The organism is Shewanella sp. BC20 (assembly GCF_003129585.1).
Taxonomy (GTDB): Bacteria; Pseudomonadota; Gammaproteobacteria; order Enterobacterales; family Shewanellaceae; genus Shewanella; species Shewanella seohaensis.
Genome location: NZ_NHRI01000011.1, coordinates 124,553 through 144,507, shown reverse-complemented (window position 1 = coordinate 144,507; position 19,955 = coordinate 124,553). Strand labels below are relative to the sequence as shown.

The 19,955-nt window shown below is 49.5% G+C and carries 16 protein-coding genes; 6 read left to right on the top strand and 10 right to left on the bottom strand.

What is annotated here, in order from left to right; genetic code table 11:
* Positions 1 to 6: 6 nt before the first annotated feature.
* Positions 7 to 2,268: a toxin-antitoxin system YwqK family antitoxin gene (locus tag CBX96_RS12895; RefSeq protein WP_109286984.1), complete on the bottom strand. Its 2,262-nt coding sequence runs from the start codon at positions 2,266 to 2,268 to the stop codon at positions 7 to 9.
* Positions 2,269 to 2,414: 146 nt separating this feature from the next.
* On the opposite strand from CBX96_RS12895, the gene CBX96_RS12890 reads away from it, so the two are divergent.
* The gene (locus CBX96_RS12890; protein ID WP_109286983.1) at positions 2,415 to 2,744 is read left to right on the top strand and encodes a cupin domain-containing protein; all 330 of its coding nucleotides are present in this window, start codon (positions 2,415 to 2,417) and stop codon (positions 2,742 to 2,744) included.
* A 24-nt stretch (positions 2,745 to 2,768) separates the two neighbouring features.
* Here CBX96_RS12890 and CBX96_RS12885 read toward each other — a convergent pair whose 3' ends face one another.
* The 4 genes from CBX96_RS12885 to CBX96_RS12870 form a co-directional block, all read right to left on the bottom strand.
* Positions 2,769 to 3,941 carry an AAA family ATPase gene (locus tag CBX96_RS12885; RefSeq protein WP_109286982.1) on the bottom strand — a complete coding sequence of 391 codons (1,173 nt, stop codon included), beginning with the start codon at positions 3,939 to 3,941 and terminating at the stop codon, positions 2,769 to 2,771.
* 59 nt (positions 3,942 to 4,000) lie between these two features.
* The gene (locus tag CBX96_RS12880; protein ID WP_109286981.1) at positions 4,001 to 5,164 is read right to left on the bottom strand and encodes a membrane dipeptidase; all 1,164 of its coding nucleotides are present in this window, start codon (positions 5,162 to 5,164) and stop codon (positions 4,001 to 4,003) included.
* Between the two features lie 110 nt (positions 5,165 to 5,274).
* A complete protein-coding gene (locus CBX96_RS12875; protein WP_109286980.1) occupies positions 5,275 to 5,718 on the bottom strand; it encodes a SufE family protein in 444 nt (147 codons plus the stop codon).
* A gap of 67 nt (positions 5,719 to 5,785) precedes the next feature.
* Entirely contained in the window at positions 5,786 to 7,033 is a 1,248-nt protein-coding gene (locus tag CBX96_RS12870) for a SufS family cysteine desulfurase (protein ID WP_109286979.1), read from the bottom strand.
* A gap of 269 nt (positions 7,034 to 7,302) precedes the next feature.
* Here CBX96_RS12870 and CBX96_RS12865 point away from each other — a divergent pair, with 269 nt between their 5' ends.
* Positions 7,303 to 9,003 carry a methyl-accepting chemotaxis protein gene (locus tag CBX96_RS12865; RefSeq protein WP_109286978.1) on the top strand — a complete coding sequence of 567 codons (1,701 nt, stop codon included), beginning with the start codon at positions 7,303 to 7,305 and terminating at the stop codon, positions 9,001 to 9,003.
* Positions 9,004 to 9,112: 109 nt separating this feature from the next.
* Here CBX96_RS12865 and CBX96_RS12860 read toward each other — a convergent pair whose 3' ends face one another.
* Positions 9,113 to 10,762: a DEAD/DEAH box helicase gene (locus CBX96_RS12860; protein ID WP_109286977.1), complete on the bottom strand. Its 1,650-nt coding sequence runs from the start codon at positions 10,760 to 10,762 to the stop codon at positions 9,113 to 9,115.
* Between the two features lie 395 nt (positions 10,763 to 11,157).
* Between CBX96_RS12860 and CBX96_RS12855 the strand changes: the two genes are divergently transcribed.
* The 4 genes from CBX96_RS12855 to cyaB all read left to right on the top strand — a co-directional run bounded on the left by CBX96_RS12855 (position 11,158) and on the right by cyaB (position 16,804).
* Entirely contained in the window at positions 11,158 to 12,204 is a 1,047-nt protein-coding gene (locus CBX96_RS12855) for a DUF3626 domain-containing protein (protein WP_109286976.1), read from the top strand.
* A gap of 247 nt (positions 12,205 to 12,451) precedes the next feature.
* The gene (gene cydD / locus CBX96_RS12850; RefSeq protein WP_109286975.1) at positions 12,452 to 14,389 is read left to right on the top strand and encodes a cysteine/glutathione ABC transporter permease/ATP-binding protein CydD; all 1,938 of its coding nucleotides are present in this window, start codon (positions 12,452 to 12,454) and stop codon (positions 14,387 to 14,389) included.
* Positions 14,386 to 16,137, top strand: coding sequence for a cysteine/glutathione ABC transporter ATP-binding protein/permease CydC (cydC, locus tag CBX96_RS12845; RefSeq protein ID WP_109286974.1), 1,752 nt, complete (start codon positions 14,386 to 14,388; stop codon positions 16,135 to 16,137). Before cydD ends, cydC begins: the two co-directional genes overlap by 4 nt.
* A 52-nt stretch (positions 16,138 to 16,189) precedes the next feature.
* Entirely contained in the window at positions 16,190 to 16,804 is a 615-nt protein-coding gene (cyaB, locus tag CBX96_RS12840) for a class IV adenylate cyclase (RefSeq protein WP_109286973.1), read from the top strand.
* Positions 16,805 to 16,855: 51 nt separating this feature from the next.
* On the opposite strand, the gene CBX96_RS12835 is transcribed toward cyaB, so the two are convergent.
* The 4 genes from CBX96_RS12835 to CBX96_RS12820 form a co-directional block, all read right to left on the bottom strand.
* Positions 16,856 to 17,035, bottom strand: coding sequence for a helix-turn-helix domain-containing protein (locus CBX96_RS12835; RefSeq protein ID WP_011623867.1), 180 nt, complete (start codon positions 17,033 to 17,035; stop codon positions 16,856 to 16,858).
* Positions 17,036 to 17,130: 95 nt separating this feature from the next.
* Positions 17,131 to 17,865 (bottom strand): DUF599 domain-containing protein, encoded by a 735-nt coding sequence (locus tag CBX96_RS12830; protein ID WP_109286972.1) that lies wholly within the window; start codon positions 17,863 to 17,865, stop codon positions 17,131 to 17,133.
* Positions 17,866 to 18,512: 647 nt separating this feature from the next.
* A complete protein-coding gene (locus tag CBX96_RS12825) occupies positions 18,513 to 19,589 on the bottom strand; it encodes an LPO_1073/Vpar_1526 family protein (protein ID WP_219930418.1) in 1,077 nt (358 codons plus the stop codon).
* On the bottom strand, positions 19,561 to 19,758 hold the full coding sequence (locus CBX96_RS12820) for a hypothetical protein (RefSeq protein WP_109286970.1): 198 nt from the start codon (positions 19,756 to 19,758) through the stop codon (positions 19,561 to 19,563). Before CBX96_RS12820 ends, CBX96_RS12825 begins: the two co-directional genes overlap by 29 nt.
* Positions 19,759 to 19,955 lie beyond the last annotated feature (197 nt).

Here is a 19,955-nt window from a genome sequence, read left to right as displayed (position 1 = left end):
ATTCAATCAATTCAAGACTCTATGATTTGAACCGCTGGACTGTTCTATCGGTTCACCATTCATCGTATAGGTTTCGGATAATTCGAGCCGGCCTTGTTTATCGTACTGATTGTGGATCCCTACCCAAAAGTGCTCTTGTCCCCGAAAATGTAAGTTGCCTTCTTCGGCGATTTGACGATTCGGATGATAGCGTTTCATGGCATAGAGTTGGCTATCTGGGTCAAATTTCAAATGGTAACTAAGGATAGGCGCCGACGTTTGGGGCTCCTTAGTATCGTTAGACTTAGCCATTGCTTCGACAATGTTATTGTCATCGACCTTGGTTTCCGCTGCCATCGTCTGTTGCTGCTCGGCGGCATCAAAATAGTGACGGGTTTCATTGAGCTTGCCATCGTCACTGAGCCAGGCTTCGCGCTGCAGTTGGCCTTGCGGTGTAAAACGTTGCCAGTGGCCGACATCCTGATAATCGTTATCTATCACTTTTACAAAGCCAGACTCGAGCAATTCGCCTTGTTTTGAAAAGGCTTTTGAGCTGAATAGGTTCTCATCTAGGCGAGTGAGCAGCCAACGGATAGCCCCATCCTCATAGTATTCGATGCGAGTATCGGGGTGGCCCGTTTGATAATATTCCCGTTGATTATCCTCAAGAAGATAGCCACAACGGGTATTGGAGTGGCTCTCAAAGGATTCGAGAACCCCTTGCTGGTTATAGGAGGAGCTTTCCTTAAGGTAACCTTGGCCATCACGGACAAAATATTCAGCAATCGTCTTGATAGTACCGTCTTCATAAAACCAGCGGGCCGTACCATCGCGATTGCCTTGAGTGTGGGGCAAATACATTTGAATTTGCTGGTTTTCATAATATTCGATAAAGGGCGCGATGGAGAGGTTACGCTGATATTGGCCCTCGGCTGACAATACACCGCTTGCATAATAGCTGCGAAAAAGGCCTTCTCTTAGACCCTTTTCAAGGTAAATCTCAAGGGAGAGTTGACCATTTTCATGGTACCAAGTGGCAAGCCCCTGTTCATGGCCATTTTCAAAGGGGATGCATTGTTCAAGCTGTCCGTTTGGATACCATTTCTCGCTGTTACCATGGGCGACGCCATCAACAAAATTGAGTTGATTTGCCAGCACGCCATTGGGGTGCCATTCCTGGCGTAGACCGCGATTTAACCCCTGTGGATTGAGGTGTTCCCGCCAGGCGAGTTGGCCATCTTCGTAATAGGTTTCGAGGCTTTTGCCCGCTGCATCGAGATGAACTTCTTGCTTAAGATTGCCGTTGGTATGGTACCAAAGCTCTTTAACCAACTCCCCCATGTCATAGGTTAGCTCGGCCTGCAGCTTGCCATCTTCATAGTAGATATGCTCTGTGCCATGGATTTTTCCCGCCTGCATGGGGCGTATCAGCCACAGGGCGCCTGATTCATAATGGCGAGTTAACTGATTGATATAATTATCTTCGCTATCCTTTTCGGCGGTTTCTTTTATCTGACCATTGCTATAGTAGCGGGTCAGTAACATTCCCTCGGTGTGGCGATCCTCGACTTGATTGATTTTGCCTTCATTGTCATACCAAGTCTGGCGTCCGAGCTGTTGCTCCTCAATAAAATGTCCTTCGAACTGCAATACACCTAAGGCATTGAATTGGCGAGTGATACCGTTGCGCTCACCAAAGTAATTGCAATCGACGGCCTGAGTGAGGTTGGGGGATTGGGTGACAATTCTGAGTAGATTTTGACCTTGCTCTGTCTCAATCTGATGGAATGTCCGTTGCAGTTTGCCAGTGAGACTGCCGAAGTCCTGCATATCGCCTTGTACTCTGTACCCTGCATCGATATAAAAACGGCAGATCACTAATTCATGCGGGTTTACCAGTGCCACTTGCCAACGGGCTTGAGTTGTCGCTGCATCAGAATCCAGCGCTAGGCTACAGGTCTTATCCTGACCGAGATAAAAATCTTGCACAGGGCCGTGTATCTCGATGCGGTCAAATTGGGTCTCGTGAAAGGTGCAGGACTCATGCTCTCGCTCCCAACCGAGCAGTTCGATCGTTTGCGGGCTGTCGAAGTCGTGGCGGGTAAATTCTTCGTGAGTTTCTGAATGAGTGGCTTGCGCCGGAGTCGCTTGAATGGCAAGACTAAAATAGGGTTTAAAGGTACTGGATGGGAGTGGATTGGGAGAAGTTTGAAGAGGTATGTCTTGATGGGCGCAGCTTTTTTCTTTGGTATTAAATAATTTAGCTTTAAACGCGCGAAACAACGACATAGGTCAACTTCTCCATATCCATATGATACAACTGTCTTATCTTGTCATCTCATAAGGCTCTTAGCCCTAAGAGCGCCTATGATAACGGTTTATACTTTGGTTTCTCAATAGATTATCTTGCCCTCGAGCCATGATAAGGATTCAAGATGCTACAAAATTTTTATCAGTCACTCCCCGGTGATTTATCACAAGAAGTGTTCGAAACCCTTGCTGGTAATGGCAAGGTGAAGATAGAGCGCATTATCTCGCAAGGCCATACGACGCCAGTGGGGGAGTGGTACGATCAATCTCAATATGAGTGGGTGATGTTGCTTAAAGGGGAGGCGCAGCTCGAATTCGAAGATGCTCGGTTAGTTACCCTTAAACCTGGGGATTATCTCACCCTAGCGCCGCATCAAAAGCACAGAGTCGCTTCGACCAGTTCAGAGGGCGAAACCCTATGGCTGGCAGTATTTTACGATGCTGAAACGGTATAATGCAAAGACGCTATATCTTGGCGGTTATTTGAGTTGCCATTGCCAGCTCGGCGTATTGAGTAAATCCTGCCCCACAATTTGGGTTTGCCCTAGATTTTTATCCAGTGCCAAAGTATTGCAGTGCTCAAACTGGCTTAAGGCATTAATCAAGCGGTTAGCGTGGGACACGACCCAAAGCTGACACACCTCGGAAGCCTTGGCGATAAGCCGAGCCAAAGCGGGCAATAAATCGGGGTGCAGACTGGTTTCGGGCTCGTTTAATACCATTAGCTCGGGTGGCCTTGGGGTGAGTAATGCGGCGATAAGCAATAAATACCTCAGGGTACCGTCGGAGAGTTCACTGGCATGCAGTGGTCTTAATAAGCCCTGCTGGTGGAATTCGAGTTGGAGTATCCCGCCCGCTTGGGGCGTGATACGCACTTTGGCCCCCGGAAAAGCATCGGTCACAGCATGATCGAATGCGGCTTTATCGCCAATCTCAAAAATAGTTTGTATGGCAGAGGGAAGATCTCGACCGTCATGGTGCAATACGGGCGTGGCGCTCCCGAGCTGCGGACGACGCGCCGGGGCTTCGGCATCGGTTCGAAAGTGATCGTAAAACCGCCAGGCGCGAATGCTGTCCCTGAGCGTTAATACTTCAGGGCTACGTTCAGGATCGGCAAGTTCGGTAAAAATACTGTCACCGCTTTGCAGATGGGCGCTCAAGGTGAGCCAACCTTGTCCCTCTGGGCTGCGACTCTTCACCATAGGACCGCGCCGCTCCACCAACACGCTGGCGGAGCGATATTTGGGGCCATTCCAAATCGCCTCACGTTTAATTTGCGGATCTAACCCAAACAGGGTGGTGGAGTCGGGTTTGGGGAGGCCAAGTTCAATCAGATAACTAAAATCTTCGCCCGCAAATCCCAATTTTAGGCGTTTTGGCGCTTGTCTGACTGTCGCTTCAATTGGCGTATCGCCCGCTAACATGCCCTTAGTGAGATTTTCTGGTCCTGCCCAAAAACAGGAGTCTAAGCCGCCTTCCTGCGCCAAAGCATTAACAACGCCACCCTGCGCTGTTTGAGCGAGTAGCCGTAAGGCTTTGTATAAATTGGATTTGCCACTCCCGTTAGCGCCGGTCACTAAGTTTAAGCGCCCAAGGGGTAAGACTATCTCCCGCAAGGTACGATAGTTAGAGATGGCTAGGGTGGTCAGCATGACGGTCCGTTTTCTCGAGTAATTTTTCGCAATTTAACCCTGACTGAGTTAGCGCGGGCTTAGATGAGTACCTGATTGAGCACTCTTTGCCAGTTTCCGCCCATAAAGCGGTCGCGATCGGTCGACTTAAAACGGGCCTTAGCTAAGGCATCGTCGATACGGCTCATACGCTCGATATGGTTTAGCTCGGGAATGACCACATGCCTTGGCTCTGCATCAAACCCTAACACTTTTTTAGCCCTTAGGCTGTACCACCATTCCTGATATTCCTTCACGCCCTGGGCATTGTCGTTATTCAGGGCTAACAGATTTTCTTGGCCTCTGAGAGGATAATCATTGGCGATGGCAACACAATCGACCCCGCCGACTCGGGCGACATATTCTAACTGGCGGATATAGTCATCGACAGTTGGAACGGCATTATTGGTGAGCCAAAAGCTCATCATAAAGACCCCAAATACGCCGCCTGAGTCAGCAATGGCGCGGATCACTTCATCGGGGCTACAACGGGCATGTTTGACAATGCCCCGCGCCGCGCCATGGCTTTGGACTATGGGCGCGCGGCTGAGTTTGGCTACATCTAACGCGGTTTGGGCACTCGAGTGGCTGACATCGACTAAGATATTGGCATGATTGAGTTTTTCAATCAGTGCACGGCCATGGGCGGTAAGAGGTTTATTGAGCCCGCCATCGGCATCGTTATCGAGGGCGCCGCCCGCAAAGGTATTGCCGTAATGGTGGGTAAGTTGCAGTGCTCGCAGACCTTGACTGTGAAACTCATCGACACGGGCCCATTGGTTGGCCTCGCTGTCTTCTTCCACGCAATCCGCGCCTTGGATCTGGAAGAAAACCGCGGTGCGATTGCTCTCTCTTGCCAGTTTGATATCGCGTCCAGTTAAGCCTTGTAGGAGAATGTCTGAGTGTTCGCTGACGCGTTTCGCGGCTTGCTGGATGCTTTCCATACAGGCTTTGTAAGTGCGTTTGTAGTTTAAGGTGCCATCGGCTTGTTCAATGGTTTCGATGGCAGAGATATCACATAAAAAGGCATCGAGCCCCGATGCGGGAACATCGGCTAAGTCATCGGGCAGAAAGGATAAACCATCTATATATAAGCGCCGAGAGCGCGGCGCTGCAAGGCTGGAGAAACTGGCAAAGGGGCAAAGTAGCGTGGCGGCGCCAATCCCTTTTAACAGCGTTCGACGATCTTGATTGACAGCCTTCATGGGCGTGCGCTCTCCTTCAGATGAAGCTAATTTTTACTTCTTTATACCCTGTTAAGGCGTAGAAGTCTTTGATTAAATCCCTCTTTTGCCGATTTAACTCGCAGATTGATTTAGGGTTTTACCGCATCAATCATCGCCTTGGCTAAGGCATGTAAGCCATTGGTGCGCGAGGGGCTTAATTGGCCCTCTAGCCCTAATTGTTTGAAATAGGCGGAAGGGTCGAAGGCGAGTATCTCGTCGCTCTGTTTGCCGTGACAGGCACTGAGCAGTAAACCGATTAACCCCTTCACAATGCGTGCATCACTATCGGCCAGAAAATAATGCTTAGCGTCTCGCTCTAGATGGTACAGCCAGGCATCACTCTCGCAGCCTTTGACTTGGGCGGACTCAAGGCGAAACTCATCCGCTAAACTCGGTAAGGTTTTACCTAATAACATGATTTGGCGATATCTTTCCTGCCAGTTCGGCGCTTGCTCAAAACGGGCTAACAGGCTTGATGCCTCCTCAACGGAGTAATCAAACTCGGTGGTAGCGGGCATGATTGGCAATGTCATGGCGAAAATGTCCTCTTGTTTAGCGTGTTGCCTGATGGCGCAATGATGTTAGCCCTTAGCCAGCGGATTAGAGCAGCAAGTCTTTGACTGAGGCTAAGGCGGCAATAAAGCGGTCGATATCGGCTTTATTGGTGTAGATACCAATCGATGCTCGGCAGCAACCCTTCAGGTTAAGGCTTTGCATCAAGGGCATGGCGCAGTGATGGCCACAGCGCACGGCAACGCCTTGTTGGTCTAATAAAATCCCGACATCTTGATGATGTTCATCGCCCAGATTAAAGGCAACCGCACCGAGATTATCACTATGGGCTGCATAGAGATGCACATCTCCGAGGGCGCGTAGCTGCTGCTGTAAATACTGCAGTAGTTCTGTCTCGTGGGCCTGAATCTCTGGCGTGAGGTATTGTTGCAAGAAGCGGATAGCGGCGCCTAGGCCGATGACTTCACTGATGGGTGGGGTACCCGCTTCTAAGCGATTGGGTAGGCTGCCAAATTCGGTGCCATCGAAACTCACTCGTTTAATCATCTCGCCGCCCGTTAACAGTGGCGTGAGCGTCTCTAACTTATCGAAACGGCCATAAAGCACACCAATGCCAGTCGGGCCATACATCTTATGACCGGAAAAGACATAAAAATCACAATCGATAGCGGCCATATCTAAGCTTAAGTGTGCAACCGCCTGTGCCCCGTCGACTAAGGTGATCGCCCCCTGCGCCTTGGCTTGTTGCACTAACTCGACAACAGGGTTCACAGTGCCTAAGGCATTAGAAACATGGCACAGGGCGACTACTTTGGGCTTGAGGGCGAGCAGCGCTTGATAGGCATGGCGATCGAGCCTGCCATCCAGATCGAGAGGAATAGGTTTAATGATCGCGCCCGTGCGTTTTGCCAATTCTTGCCACGGCACTATGTTGGCGTGGTGGGCGGCGGTATCAATTAAAATCAGATCGCCCGCAGCAATCTGTGGCGTTAAGCCATAGGCGACTAGATTGATCGACTCTGTGGTGCCGTGGGTGAAGATGATTTCTTCGCGGCATTTTGCATTAATAAACCCTTGTAACTCATCGCGGACTTTCTCGTAGCTAGAGGTCGCGCGCGCCGATAACTGGTGCGCCGCACGGTGCACATTGGCATTGTCGTTCAGGTAATACTGCGCCATGGCATCTAACACGGATTGCGGCTTTTGGCTGGTGGCCGCGGTATCGAGATAACACAGGGGATAGTCGCCCAACATTTGCGAGAGGGTTGGAAATTGCGAGCGGATTTGGCTATGGCTATAGGGCAATGTTGTGTCGGTTGAGGCTGAATGTGTCATCTAGGGCTTAACGCAATAAAAAGGCTTTTGGATCTTCGGTTATCTCTCATCTGAATGCAAGTTTTCATCGGTTGGAGGCGTGTGGTTTGCAAGGGGACGCTAGGGCCTGTAAGGGATTGACACTCAGTCGCCTACTTGGATTAGGTGAATCGGGGATGCTAAAGGTTTTATTTTTCGTTTATAAGCGCTTAGCCTAAGCGGCAAAGCATAAAACTCCAACTATGCTAAATACAGACAAAGGGATCCTTGGTAGTTGGAGTTCAAAGCTTATGCTTGGTTTTTTAAAAGATTTACGGATCAAATATAAGATGGGCAGCCTTATCGCCCTCATGCTGCTACTGATGTTGTTATTAGCGGCTTTTAGCCTACTAAAGATGAAGCGGGTGACGGATGAAATCCACACTATTACCGCCGAAAACCTCCCCCTAGTGAAGCTATCGAGTGAGGTCACTATTTTGCAGCTCGAGAGTTCGATTAGCCTTGAAAAGGCTTTTCGCGCTTCAGAGATCCCAGTCTCAGCCCAGGAGCGATTAATTGAAGGCTTTATTGGTGAAGTGATTCAACATAAAGAGCGAATTAACGGCGAGTTACTCTCCACACAGACCATGCTAAATGAGGCGTTAACCCTCCCTCAACCGCCTGAACTACGTGATAAAACCCAACAATTGATCCAAGAAGTCACCGACATCATTCGCGTTTACCGCGACTATGATGCCCAGCTAGCGACAGTGGTGAATGCGATACAGCAACATACTCAGGCCACGGCGTTGGTGCAGCAGGTGAGCGACCTTGAGCGAACTCAATCCCAATTCAACACCCAGCTCAGCCAGTTTGCGCAGCGTTTAGAGCAAATGACCCAAACCGCGGTATCCATCACTGAGGATGAGGAGAAAAGCGCGATTTACGGCCTGATGGTGATTTCGTCGGTCGCCCTCATCTTGGGATTAGGCATAGGTATGTTATTTAGTCAGTACATAGTGCGGTCTATTACACGCTTGCGTAATGCCGCCGCCATGATGGAGTCGGGCAACTTTAGCCGAGTGCTTCAAGCAGAATCTAAGGATGAGCTTGGCGAGTTAACCTTGAGCATGAATCAAATGGCCTTGACCCTAAGCCAAACCGTGGGGCATGTGATTGGGCGCAGCGAAGAAATCGCCTCTATGGTGACAGAGCTCAATGCGGTGGCAGAAAATAATCGCAGGGCAATACTCAGCCAACAGGAAGATACTGACCAAGTTGCCGCCTCGATGACACAAATGGCGGCGACCATTACCGAGGTTGCAAGCAGCGCCGAAACGGCATCCTTTTCGGCGGGCCAAGCGGAAGGTCGAGCCAAGGGCAGTTGCGCCGTTGTGGAGGCCAGCGAGCGGATCACTCAGCAACTAGTGGAGAGTGCCCAGCAATCGAGCCAACTTATCCAGCAACTCCAAGCCAGCACAGGCAAAATTTTAAACTTTGTTTCCGTGGTGGATGCCATTGCGGGGCAGACAAATTTACTGGCGTTAAACGCCTCCATTGAGGCGGCTAGGGCGGGCGATCAGGGACGGGGTTTTGCCGTGGTTGCCGACGAGGTGCGCGCCCTCGCGACGCGCAGCCAAACCGCCACCCAGGAAATCAGTCAGCTTATTCAAACCTTAGTGCTTGATGCCCAGTCGGCCGTCGACTCATTTGGTAAAAATGAGCAGCAAATCAATGAGTCATCGCTCCAAGTTAAGCAAATTAAACAAAACTTGTTTGAGATCTTAGATGCCTTAACTCAGCTCTCGCAGGCCAATGCTCAAGTGGCCACCGCCAGTGAGGAGCAGGCGGTGACCGCCGAAGATATCAGCGAACGCTTAAATACCATTCGTGACTCGGGAGAATCCGTGCTTAATAGCGCATTTGAAACGGCGAAGGCCAGCGAATCTCTTTCGCAGCAGGCCAACACCTTACGCGAAGCCATGCAGCAATTTAAGGTGCGTGAAGCCTAACAACTCTAGGATTTTAGGTAAGTTAGTACTCAAACAAAGATGCCCAGCACTCAGTGCTGGGCATCTTTTTTACGCATCCTATTACGGGGCTTTGGGGCTCGAAATCGATTTAGGATTTTACGCGATTAGGGCGGTTATCGGGTCGATGCGAAGGCTTTTTGTGCTCACCGCTGGCGGAATTAGCATTCGGCTGAGCGCGGCCTTGGCGGCGTGAGTCAGAATGTTGTTTCTCGCTGCGAGCCTGTGGACTAGGTTGTTGCGGCGCTGAATGAGGCTGGCCTTTGGCTTTATGTTCGCTATTAGCTGGGCCTTTGCCGCGCGAAGGACGTTTATCCTGTGGTTTTGGCGTGCGGCCAGCTTCGGTACTTGAGTGCGTATTTTTGTGCTCAGCGTTTTTTGCCGCTTGAGGACGCTTATGCTGGCCTTGATTATTGCGCTGGCCTTGGTTTGGATTTGAGTTCTTTTGCTGCGCAGCGCTGTCGCCGCTGTCTGGCGTTTTACGACCATCGCGGCCTGTACCGGCTCTTGGCGCGGGTTTACCTGCGCTGCGATGCTTACGTTGGCTCGCAACGGCTTTGATTTTGTTCTCTTTACCATGGGCATTTAAGGTCGATTCGGGGAGCGCATGCACAGGGCTAAAGCCTTCAACCTCCTGCCTTTCAAGCACGCGATTGATCAAACGCTCAATGTCCCTGAGTAGCTTAGTTTCTTCGCTACTGACTAAGGATACCGCTTGGCCTAAGGCGCCAGCACGGCCTGTGCGGCCAATGCGGTGCACGTAATCCTCGGGAACATTTGGCAGATCGAAGTTCACTACTTGTGGTAATTGGTCGATATCGAGTCCGCGCGCCGCAATATCGGTCGCCACAAGCACGCGCACTTCGCCACTCTTAAAGTCGGCTAAGGCTTTGGTACGTGCGCCTTGGCTCTTATTGCCGTGGATTGCGGCGGCGCTGATCTCGGCTTGAATAAGACTCTTAGCCAGTCTGTTGGCGCCGTGTTTAGTACGTGAAAACACTAAGACTTGCTGCCAGTTTTCTTGCTTGATGAGTTGGATAAGCAGCGCCGATTTTTGATTCTTATCGACGGGGCAAATCCATTGTTTGACTGTGTTTGCCGCGGCATTGCGTGGCGTAACTGAAATTTCTACTGGTTGATTTACTAGGCCTTTGGCCAGCTCGCGGATTTCATCGGAGAAGGTTGCCGAAAACATCAGGTTTTGTCGTTTAGCGGGCAACATGGCGAGGATCTTTTTGATATCGCGGATAAAACCCATGTCGAGCATGCGATCCGCTTCATCCAGCACTAAGACTTCGAGTTGATTAAACTTCACCGCTTTTTGCTGCTCAAGATCTAATAATCGTCCAGGCGTGGCGACCAGTACATCTACCCCGTGGCGTAGCTTTTGAATTTGGGGATTAATCGGTACTCCACCAAAGACGACCGCTGAACGCAATGGTAGATATTTACCATAGGTTTCAACACTTTCACTGACTTGAGCCGCTAACTCGCGCGTGGGGGTTAGCACTAGGGCGCGGATTTGTCCCACCTTGGCTTTATTGCCTTTAGAGAGTAATTCGAGCAACGGCAGGGTAAAGCCTGCGGTTTTTCCTGTCCCCGTTTGGGCCGCAGCCATCACGTCTTTACCCGTCAGTACGGCGGGAATCGCCTGTGCTTGAATAGGAGAGGGTGTGTCATAACCTTGTTCAGTCACGGCTTTTTGGATCGGTGCAGATAAACCTAGGGAGGAAAAACTCATTAATGGGTCTCTTGTGGCAGCAAAGTGTCGCAGCAGTAGTATGGCCGAATTGGCGGGCGTGCAGCTTACATGAAGAGGCGCTAGATCGCCATGTTTGAAAGTGGTTTGTTGTCTATCTGGCGCAAAAGCCGATTCAGGAGTGGCTAATTTATCGACCTATCAGTATCTTGTTCAGTATTTAGGGAAAGATCACGCTTGTGTTAATTTCATTGCTTCTAAGTAATCTAACTTGGGGTAAAATTAACAAACATCCTCAATAGGTTGCAAAGACGTTAGTCATCAATCGGATTAGTAAAGATAACTGGGAAATTTTCCCTTTGTAGCTTGAATTCAGCAGCATTGAATTCTTAGGATGAGTCCTCTTAGGTATATTGACGCTCCATGGCGGGTGGATTATGACAGCAATACAGCATATTGAACGCCTCGCACGTGGTCGAAGTGAACAGGCCGTGGCGGTTATTCGAAACGTGCAGCAGATGTCCAACATTCCCATGCAGGAGATGCAAGCGGCGCTGAAGCAATTGTTACACTGTGGCCGAGTCGCACTGCATTTTCATCCCGACAGAATCGATAGCCGCGGTATCACAGTGGCCGAAGGATTATTGCGTGATGGTCAATACCGCAGCCAATTCGAAACCCATATCTCCAACGGACAGTTATCCCCTGAGTTAGGTGGGCCAAGGGATCATTGGGAAAATCAACTCTTTGGCGATGCTTACAAGGGGACTAAGTCTCGGCCTAAGTATGGTGCCTTGGATTTAGGCATGTGGCAGGATGGCCCAGCCCCGCGTTTTGGCAGCTGTTATTTGCTGACCCATTCGCAGTTGCTCACGCGCTCGACGTTCACTTATTTAGATTCCTACCGTAACCCGAAGGAAAAGGGCACTTTATCCTGCTTTGATGATGTATTAGCGGCGCTGCTCACCGAGAGTTTTGAGCGCCACTATGCCTTGGGGAAAGTGGATTTTAAACCACTCAACGTGATCCAATATTTGGCGCATCAACTGAACTCCTCCCTGCTATCGCGCTTTGAACGGCCGATGTCGAACAATCTCGACCATTATATTGAGGCGCAGATCCACGGTGATGTGTCCCTCGATGAAGACATTGCCATGCTGGTGGCTGACCCTAGTTTTAAAGGGACTGAAATCGGTGCCACCTTGAGCAAGCTCTGTGATCGCTATGATATCGAGCTGCAATATCATAATGGTTTTAGCCTGCACACGGCGCAGATCCCCAGTGATTTCCGTGGACCGACTATGCCATCTTTGGCGAGTCGAATTGCTATCGACGAGCGTGTCGATGCCTATGCCATTGGCGTGGCGGCGCGGGATTTATACCATTCGTCCCAGCATTGGCGCGATCGGGGGAACCGCGCTCAGGTGGCACATGAGCTCAAGCTGCTCTGGCATGTGTTAGTCAAATACGGCGCTCAGCAATAATTAAGGCCGATTGATTAAGCTGGCGACAAGGGTTGGCTCTGGGTTCCCGCACTTTGGGAATTTATTGATCTTTATCTCATTTTTGTGAATAGGCTAACAAAAGCTTCCGCTAAGGTTTCATCTACCTTGGATGCCTGCGATACTGCGTCCCTATCGAACCTTTTCAACACTTGCAAGCCCCTCGGGGTCACTCAGTGTTTAGCCTATTTCTACAACCTACTGCTTTGCTAGTTTCTGTTGGAGCACCATGGATAAGTCGTTAGAAAAGTCCCTTCTCGTTTGGCTCAAGTCGCAAAAAAAGGCCTGTGGCTGGTTTGTTAAGCTCTCCGTATGGTGTGGAATGTTAAGTGCTATTGCATTGATAGCGCAGGCTTATCTGATAGCCACACTCCTCGATGGCGTCATTGTTGGCAATGCCTTGCAGGCTTTTACTGATGGCGCGAATAGCTCGCCAATCCAGCCTGCTGTGGGGGCAAGCGATTATCTGCCACATTTTATGGCCTTGATTGGCTTAATGTTGCTGCGAGCAATACTTGCCTATGGCCGCGAGCGCGCCAGTTTTGAAGCGGGCAAACGCTTACGCCAACAGATCCGCGGTGCGGTAATGGATAAGTTAACTCGGCTCGGCCCCGCGTTTATTAAAGGTAAACCCGCAGGCAGTTGGGCGAGCATAGTCTTAGAGCAAGTGGAAGATTTACAAGATTTTTATGCCCGTTATTTACCGCAAATGACCCTTGCTGGTGTGATCCCTTTATTGATCCTCATCGCAGTGTTTCCCATCAACTGGGCGGCGGGGCTGATTTTGCTATTAACCGCGCCACTTATCCCGCTGTTTATGATCCTTGTCGGCATGGGCGCGGCCGATGCTAACCGTAAAAACTTCAATGCCTTAGCCAGATTAAGTGGCCACTTTATGGATAGATTGAAAGGGCTTTCGACCTTAAAACTCTTCTATCGGGGTGATGCTGAACTTAAGGTTATCGAAAAAGCCTCGGAGGAGTTCCGTAGCCGTACTATGTCTGTGCTGCGCATGGCCTTTTTAAGCTCGGCGGTGCTAGAGTTTTTTGCCGCGGTATCGATTGCCGTATTGGCGGTTTACTTTGGTTTCAGTTATTTAGGTCACCTCGATTTTGGCTACTATGGCGCGCATGCTCAACTTGGGCCTAATGCGAATGAAGGTTTACCTTTCAGCCTGTTTGTCGGCTTGTTTATCTTAATTTTGGCGCCTGAGTTTTATCAGCCCCTTAGGGATATGGGCACTCACTATCACGCTAAAGCGCAGGCGATTGGCGCGGCCCAAGCATTGATGACGCTGCTGGAACACCCTGAGCCAGATTCTTCGCAGGAAAAGATAGGGCAGCAGACGCGACTCGATAAGCTGACTCACCTTAGCGTAAAAGATCTAGAAGTCTTTAGTACCGATGGCAGCCGTTTACTCGGCCCCATCAGTTTTGAGTTGAAGCAGGGCGAACATTTGGCTCTGGTTGGTCCAAGCGGCGCCGGTAAAACCAGTTTACTCAATGCCTTATTAGGATTTTTGCCCTATAAAGGCAAGCTGCTAATCGATGGGGTTGAGCTTGCAAGCCTAGATCTTGCCCATTGGCGACAGCAGTTAGCATGGCTTGGGCAGGAGCCGCAGTTATTCCATGGCACAGTGCGAGAAAACGTCGCCTTAGCCAATCCCGAAATGACGGATGAGCAGGTTTGGCAATTGCTGGAGCAGGCCAATATCCATGAGTTTGTCCGCAGCCAACCCCTTGGTTTAGCCACGCCGATAGGCGAGCAGTCATCAACCTTATCGGTCGGACAGGCGCAACGTATTGCGCTTGCGCGGGCATTGGGACAGGCGGCGCAGGTCTTTATTCTCGATGAACCGACGGCGAGTTTAGACAGTGTCAGCGAACAACTCGTTAGCCGCACGTTACAAGCGGCGATGGCGGGCAAGATGGCCATTATGGTGACCCACAGGGTCGATCAGCTGGACCATATGTCGTCCATCCTAGTGCTCGATAAAGGCGAGATAGTCCAGCGGGGGGATTTCGCGACACTGTCAACTGAGGCGGGGTTATTCCAAACCATGTTGCATGAAAATACCGAGTCGCTGGCCGATATTGGGCTGGAATCACCCATGCCCGATACTCACAGCGATATCGCGTTAGGGACAACAAAGGGAGCCGCACAATGAAAATACTCCTTCCCTTTATTCGGTTGTTCTCCCACCAATGGTTAATGATGGCCGTTGGGCTTGTACTCACCCTAACCACACTCATGGCGGGGATTGGTTTATTGTCGCTGTCGGGTTGGTTTTTATCGGCGACGGCGGTGGCGGGATTAACGGTTATTGGCTCCCAATCCTTTAACTTTTTTACTCCTGCGGGTGGCGTGCGTTTCCTTTCTATCGCGCGAACGGCCAGTCGTTACGGTGAACGTCTCGCAACCCATGAGGCGACCTTTAAATTACTGACTGAACTCAGAGTTTGGGCGTGGCGAAAACTCTTCCCACTTAGCGCTAAAAATCTGCAGGGGCTGCGCCGCGCGGATATGCTCAATCGCCTCGTGGCGGATATAGATACACTCGACCATCTGTATTTACGATTGTTGACGCCGATGGCGGCTTCCTTGCTTATGACGGCGTTGTTATATCTGTTCCTCGCATGGTTTGATGCCAAGCTGGCCCTAAGTTTATGCCTGTTTTTAGTGGTGGTTTGGCTGCTGCTACCACTGCTGTTTTATCGGCTTGGGCACGAGCCAAGTCGCAATATGCTGGAGACCAAACGCCAATATCGGGTGCAGTTGCTTGAGATGCTGCAGGGCCAAGCTGAGCTGAGTTTATTTGGTGCGAACGCCAGATACAGACACAAGCTCGATGAGGCAGAACAGGCGTTATTTGCCAGCCAAGGGGCGATGGCGAATATCACCGCCTTGAGCCAAGCCATGCTGATCCTCGCGACAGGCTCGGCACTCATCATGATGCTATTTTTAGCCGCCAATGGCGTGGGCGATGCGGTGCCTCCCGGCCCTATGTTCGCCTTGATGGTGTTTGCCACTATGGCCTGCGTCGAAATGATGATGCCAATCGCGGGCGCTTTCCAACATTTGTCGGGCTGCGTGCTGGCGGCGACACGAATTCACGAAATCACCGAGCAAGAAAGCGATATTCGTTTTAGCGAAGATTCAACGCTCAAGGCGACATCGGGCGGACTGCAGATGACGGATATCCATTTTGGTTACCACGATAACCAAAGCGTACTGCAGGGCTTATCCTTAACGGTACAGCCCGGGCAAAAGGTGGCGTTATTGGGCGCGACGGGCTGCGGTAAATCCAGTTTATTGTCCTTAATCACCCGTGAATGGCAGGCGCAGCGTGGCGAAATTCGCCTAGATGGTCAGCCGCTGACGAACTATAGCGAGGCCGCCTTAAGATCGGCGATGACAGTCGTGAGCCAGCGAATTTACCTGTACGCGGGCACGCTGCGGGAGAACCTTGCTATTGCCTTACCTGTGCCAGAAGGGCAAAAGCGTACCGCCAATGACGAGCGTTTTATCCAAGTATTACAGCAGGTTGGTTTAGGCGAATTACTTAAAGGCGACAAGCCTCTCGATATGTGGATTGGTGAGGGCGGACGGCAGTTATCGGGCGGTGAGCAGCGCCGTATTGGCGTGGCAAGGGCATTACTGCGTGATGCGCCTTTGTTACTGTTAGATGAGCCAACCGAGGGCTTAGATAAACGCACCGAGCGGGAAATCCTAAGTTTACTGCTTGAATTTGCGAAGGATAAAACCCTGCTAATGATCAGCCACAGATTAACGGCGATGGCCAAGATGGACCAAATTCACCTCCTCGCCGAGGGGAAAATAGTGGCATCGGGCGATCATCAGCAGTTACTTCAAACTTGCCCCGCCTATCATGCGCTCTATCGTCGCTTAGCTTGAGTCTGGATGTCGAATGGGTGAGAAATACGTGCAGCAGGAGTGAAGCTTTTATATGAGTAACCCAATGCCAGCAGACCTTGCGCCAAAAGAATTGGCAGCAAAAGAATTCGCTCCGCAAATTAACGCCCATTTTAACGGTAAGTTTGAGGTAGAGCTTAAGTATCGACTCACGGACCGCGAGGCCTTTTGGGCGCGTTTAAGTGCCAAATCCCCCGAGGTGATGCTCGAGGATAATCTTGAGCATGACTGCTATTTTGATGCACCAACAGCATCCTTAGCTGCTGAGCATAAAAGCCTGTGTATTCGCGAGATGCAGCCCTCTGGCATCATGCTGTGGATAGTGAAAGGGCCCGAGAAAGACCGCTGTGAGGCGGTTAATATCACGAATGCCAACAAGGCCAAAAGTATGCTGCGGACGTTAGGCTATCAATGTGTGCTTGAGATTAAAAAACGTCGCAGCGTGTATTTTCTTGGGGAATTTCATTTAACGCTTGATTGGCTCGAAGGCTTAGGTGACTTTGCCGAGCTTGCTATTATGACTAATGATGAAGCTAAGCTGCCAATCTATGAGGCGCAGCTCCTCGCCTTAGCCGCAGAGCTTGGGCTAGAGGAATCACAGCGGGAGTTTTTATCTTACAGACAGTTACAGATGGCTATACAAGGATAAGCGAGGCATCCCAAGTCCATTTGGGGATGAATCGATAAAAGGCGCGGCGGCTTATCTTCCTAAGCGCTGCGAAAAGGCTAAGTAACGTTTGACCTCTTCTTCGGGGAATCGCAATTCTTCACCGTCTTTCACGCTGCTAAGCAGGTTTTCCCGCGCATAGCGTTTGATCGTTGCCGGACTCTTATCCAGCAACTTGCACACTTCATCCACAGTTAACAGATTATCACTCATGGCTCACTCCCATTATTGATTGGTGATTAACCCAATGAGTATAGAACAAGAATCAGACTGCGCTTTGGCTGGCGCAGTCTTGGGTTGGCTGGCGACTATTTGGATTGACGCTGGGTTTCTCGCGCCTGATATTCGCTGCCTAAATGTGCCTTGGCGGCGGTAATGGCTATTACGGCGCGGGATTTAAATTCGCGGCGATACAGGGTGACCACCACAAACAGGCTAGCCAAAATAAACAGTATCGGGTGCACAAACCAGCAGAGCACGGCCATCGAAAAGTAGTAAGCCCGCAGGCCATAGTTATAGGAGTGGGCGGCTTGGTCTTGCACCGTTGCCATTTGCCGCGCGTAGGCTTTGAGGTTGTCGTTGGCGCCTTCGCTATCCATTGGGCCTGCGCCTATCATCACGTTCACAAAGCCGTATTGGCGCATCGACCAGGTAAATTGGAAAAACGCCATCACGAAGATCACCACTAATAGCGCCAACTTCACTTGGACTAAGGAGTGGTTCGGCGGCGTAGCATAGGGAATAGTGGCGATCACGGCTTCGAGGCGTTCAACTTGGGCAAATAAGGTTAATACCCCCGCGAGCACGAACAGTGTGGTTGAGGCAAAAAAGGCAATATTACGCTCAAGATTCGCTAATAACGCTGCATCGCCAACCCGCACGCCTCGGGTCATCAGCTCGAGCATCCAGTAAATTCGATGTTTATGCAGGCCACGGGCAATACAGTCGGTATCCTTCGCCTTACGTCGGGCAAAAGCGGTATAGCCAGCCCAAGAAACGATAAACCACGTCAATGCAGAAATATCTAATAGCGAGAATGTCATAGTTGCCTTGAGAAAGTGACTTTGAGAAAGTAAAAAATCGGTTGATTGAATGGCGATTATGAAGGTTTTTATCTCTTAGGCGCAATCCCCTCATATCGCTTTCAAATCTCGCCTATTCACAATTTGAAGCCGCTCACATTGGCTTTGAAACCTCTTGCTCAGTGAGGCTCAATTTTGAGGAAATTGTTGTCAGGTAAGTGAGTGAGAAAAATGTGTAGGGGTTGTGTCACAAATCTCGAATCATGGCCTTTCGGCCGAGGTGAATCAAAGTCGTGGGGCTTCACCCCACACCCGACCAAAAGGGGAAAAACGCCTGTTCCCCTTTTGGAAATCCCCCGGCGTCCCTAGCGAAGTTACATGCATTGATGAGTGGCTTCGTGCTTATTCGAAAATCGCTAACGCTTCCGATGGTTCCGCTTTACATCCATGTAAAGCACTCCAGTTTGGCAATCCCTGCCTCTCGCTCATAAGCGCGAAAATCACCGATTTTCATTCGCCCCTTCCCCGAAAGCTACGCAGACGTCCTGTCTGCGTCACGCGATTTTCTTCAACGCCCTTCAGCAACTTCGCAGGGGAAGGTGAACTCCTGACGCAATTGTGCGAGCTATTAATCCCCGAAGATCTGTGCCTATCCTGTCTTTTAAGAATTATTGTATCCATATAGATAAATCCATTGTATCGCCAATTTTCCTTCGGTAATTTGCGTGCGCTATAGCAATTCCAACACTAGTTAACTCAAACTTATTGAAAGGTGACTTGCCCCAAGTCTCGAAGATTCTTTCCATTTCCGGGATTGCATCTGTCAGCATCTTCTTTACTTCATTTGCAGGTTTTGTTGAAGATTCGAAAAGCTGTTTTAGTTTTTGCTTTGTCTCATCCTCAAGACCATTTTCGCTGGCAATATTCTCAAGTGTTTCGTCATCCAGCACACCGATTTGCAGTTTTTCATTATCATGAAAGCACCGAATTATTAAGCCTTGCAGGTTTATTCTTTCGCCAACTTTCTCTTTTAGTTCTTCTTCACTAAATCCATTCGAGAAAAATGCTTTATAAGTTGTTCTTAAATTTCCTTCAAGCTGCCCATAATTACCTGCTCGAACATGACCGCAACCAAGGTATTCAGCGTGAGTATAATCCGAATGTTTATCGGATAGGTTTTCAATAAAAGGGACTATTCTTCTTCTAAAATGAGCCAGCAACCCTTCATAGTTCAGTACATCGAGTCTTCGAGTGCTGATCAATAGAAAGTTGAGTGTTAAAGTATCAAATTGCTCTAGAGTTAATTTAGGTGCGATACCCAAGGATTCATCTAATACGATTTGAACCATATTTCTTTTTGGGGCTGCAGCTCTGTCAACAAGAATATCGACCAAAAGATCGCCCAATTCTTTATCGCCACTAATTGCATACTGTTTTTGAACGGTAAACAAAGCATCTTGCAATGCAGGTGTTTCAAACTGCTCAAGTGATTCGGGGTGGCGTTTGCTTAGTTGAGCAATTACTTTTTCAGTTACTTCCTCTGCCCGCTCTTGTGCGATGATTGCTGCTTCTTGCTTTAGTTCAATGAAATTGGCTTTGAATACGTCGTTTGCAATTTCTTTTGCATCTGAATATGAAATACCCTGATTGACAATGACCTGTTGACCTTGAAGGTTTGTTGAATTATCTCCAGCATTTTGTTTTTGATCTGATTTATTAATCATTTTTCTGAGTAAATTCAACATTTTTGCCTGCTTGTATATTAAGAGAATTGGCACCTGATTTTTGAGTTTGGGTTATTCCAGAGGATTTCTTCTTTTTAAAGAATGCAATCATTCCACCTAACACAGCGATACCAGCTCCACTAAATACCCATTGATAATGGTCAACTAATAATTTCCATATGTCGTTCAAGGTTAAATCCTTATGTTGAGCTGAGTAATTCTAACGTCTTAGTATTTATGCAATGCGTTGCTTGCATGGCATTAATCGTTTCTTGGACTTGGCCACTGCCACATCCATGTCAATTGATATAAATGATGCTATAGGAATTTGCTTTTTTGCGGTAGCGGTTTTTTATACAGTTTTGTCGGTAATTACTTGATATCGTT

Coding starts and splice junctions, on each gene's coding strand:
- CBX96_RS12830 (WP_109286972.1), bottom strand. CDS start 17,865: ATGACATTCTCGCTATTAGATATTTCTGCATTGACGTGGTTTATCGTT.
- CBX96_RS12895 (WP_109286984.1), bottom strand. CDS start 2,268: ATGTCGTTGTTTCGCGCGTTTAAAGCTAAATTATTTAATACCAAAGAA.
- CBX96_RS12860 (WP_109286977.1), bottom strand. CDS start 10,762: ATGAGTTTTTCCTCCCTAGGTTTATCTGCACCGATCCAAAAAGCCGTG.
- CBX96_RS12890 (WP_109286983.1), top strand. CDS start 2,415: ATGCTACAAAATTTTTATCAGTCACTCCCCGGTGATTTATCACAAGAA.
- CBX96_RS12885 (WP_109286982.1), bottom strand. CDS start 3,941: ATGCTGACCACCCTAGCCATCTCTAACTATCGTACCTTGCGGGAGATA.
- CBX96_RS12875 (WP_109286980.1), bottom strand. CDS start 5,718: ATGACATTGCCAATCATGCCCGCTACCACCGAGTTTGATTACTCCGTT.
- CBX96_RS12835 (WP_011623867.1), bottom strand. CDS start 17,035: ATGAGTGATAATCTGTTAACTGTGGATGAAGTGTGCAAGTTGCTGGAT.
- cydC (WP_109286974.1), top strand. CDS start 14,386: ATGAAAATACTCCTTCCCTTTATTCGGTTGTTCTCCCACCAATGGTTA.
- CBX96_RS12870 (WP_109286979.1), bottom strand. CDS start 7,033: ATGACACATTCAGCCTCAACCGACACAACATTGCCCTATAGCCATAGC.
- CBX96_RS12855 (WP_109286976.1), top strand. CDS start 11,158: ATGACAGCAATACAGCATATTGAACGCCTCGCACGTGGTCGAAGTGAA.
- CBX96_RS12825 (WP_219930418.1), bottom strand. CDS start 19,589: ATGTTGAATTTACTCAGAAAAATGATTAATAAATCAGATCAAAAACAA.
- cydD (WP_109286975.1), top strand. CDS start 12,452: ATGGATAAGTCGTTAGAAAAGTCCCTTCTCGTTTGGCTCAAGTCGCAA.
- CBX96_RS12880 (WP_109286981.1), bottom strand. CDS start 5,164: ATGAAGGCTGTCAATCAAGATCGTCGAACGCTGTTAAAAGGGATTGGC.
- cyaB (WP_109286973.1), top strand. CDS start 16,190: ATGAGTAACCCAATGCCAGCAGACCTTGCGCCAAAAGAATTGGCAGCA.
- CBX96_RS12865 (WP_109286978.1), top strand. CDS start 7,303: ATGCTTGGTTTTTTAAAAGATTTACGGATCAAATATAAGATGGGCAGC.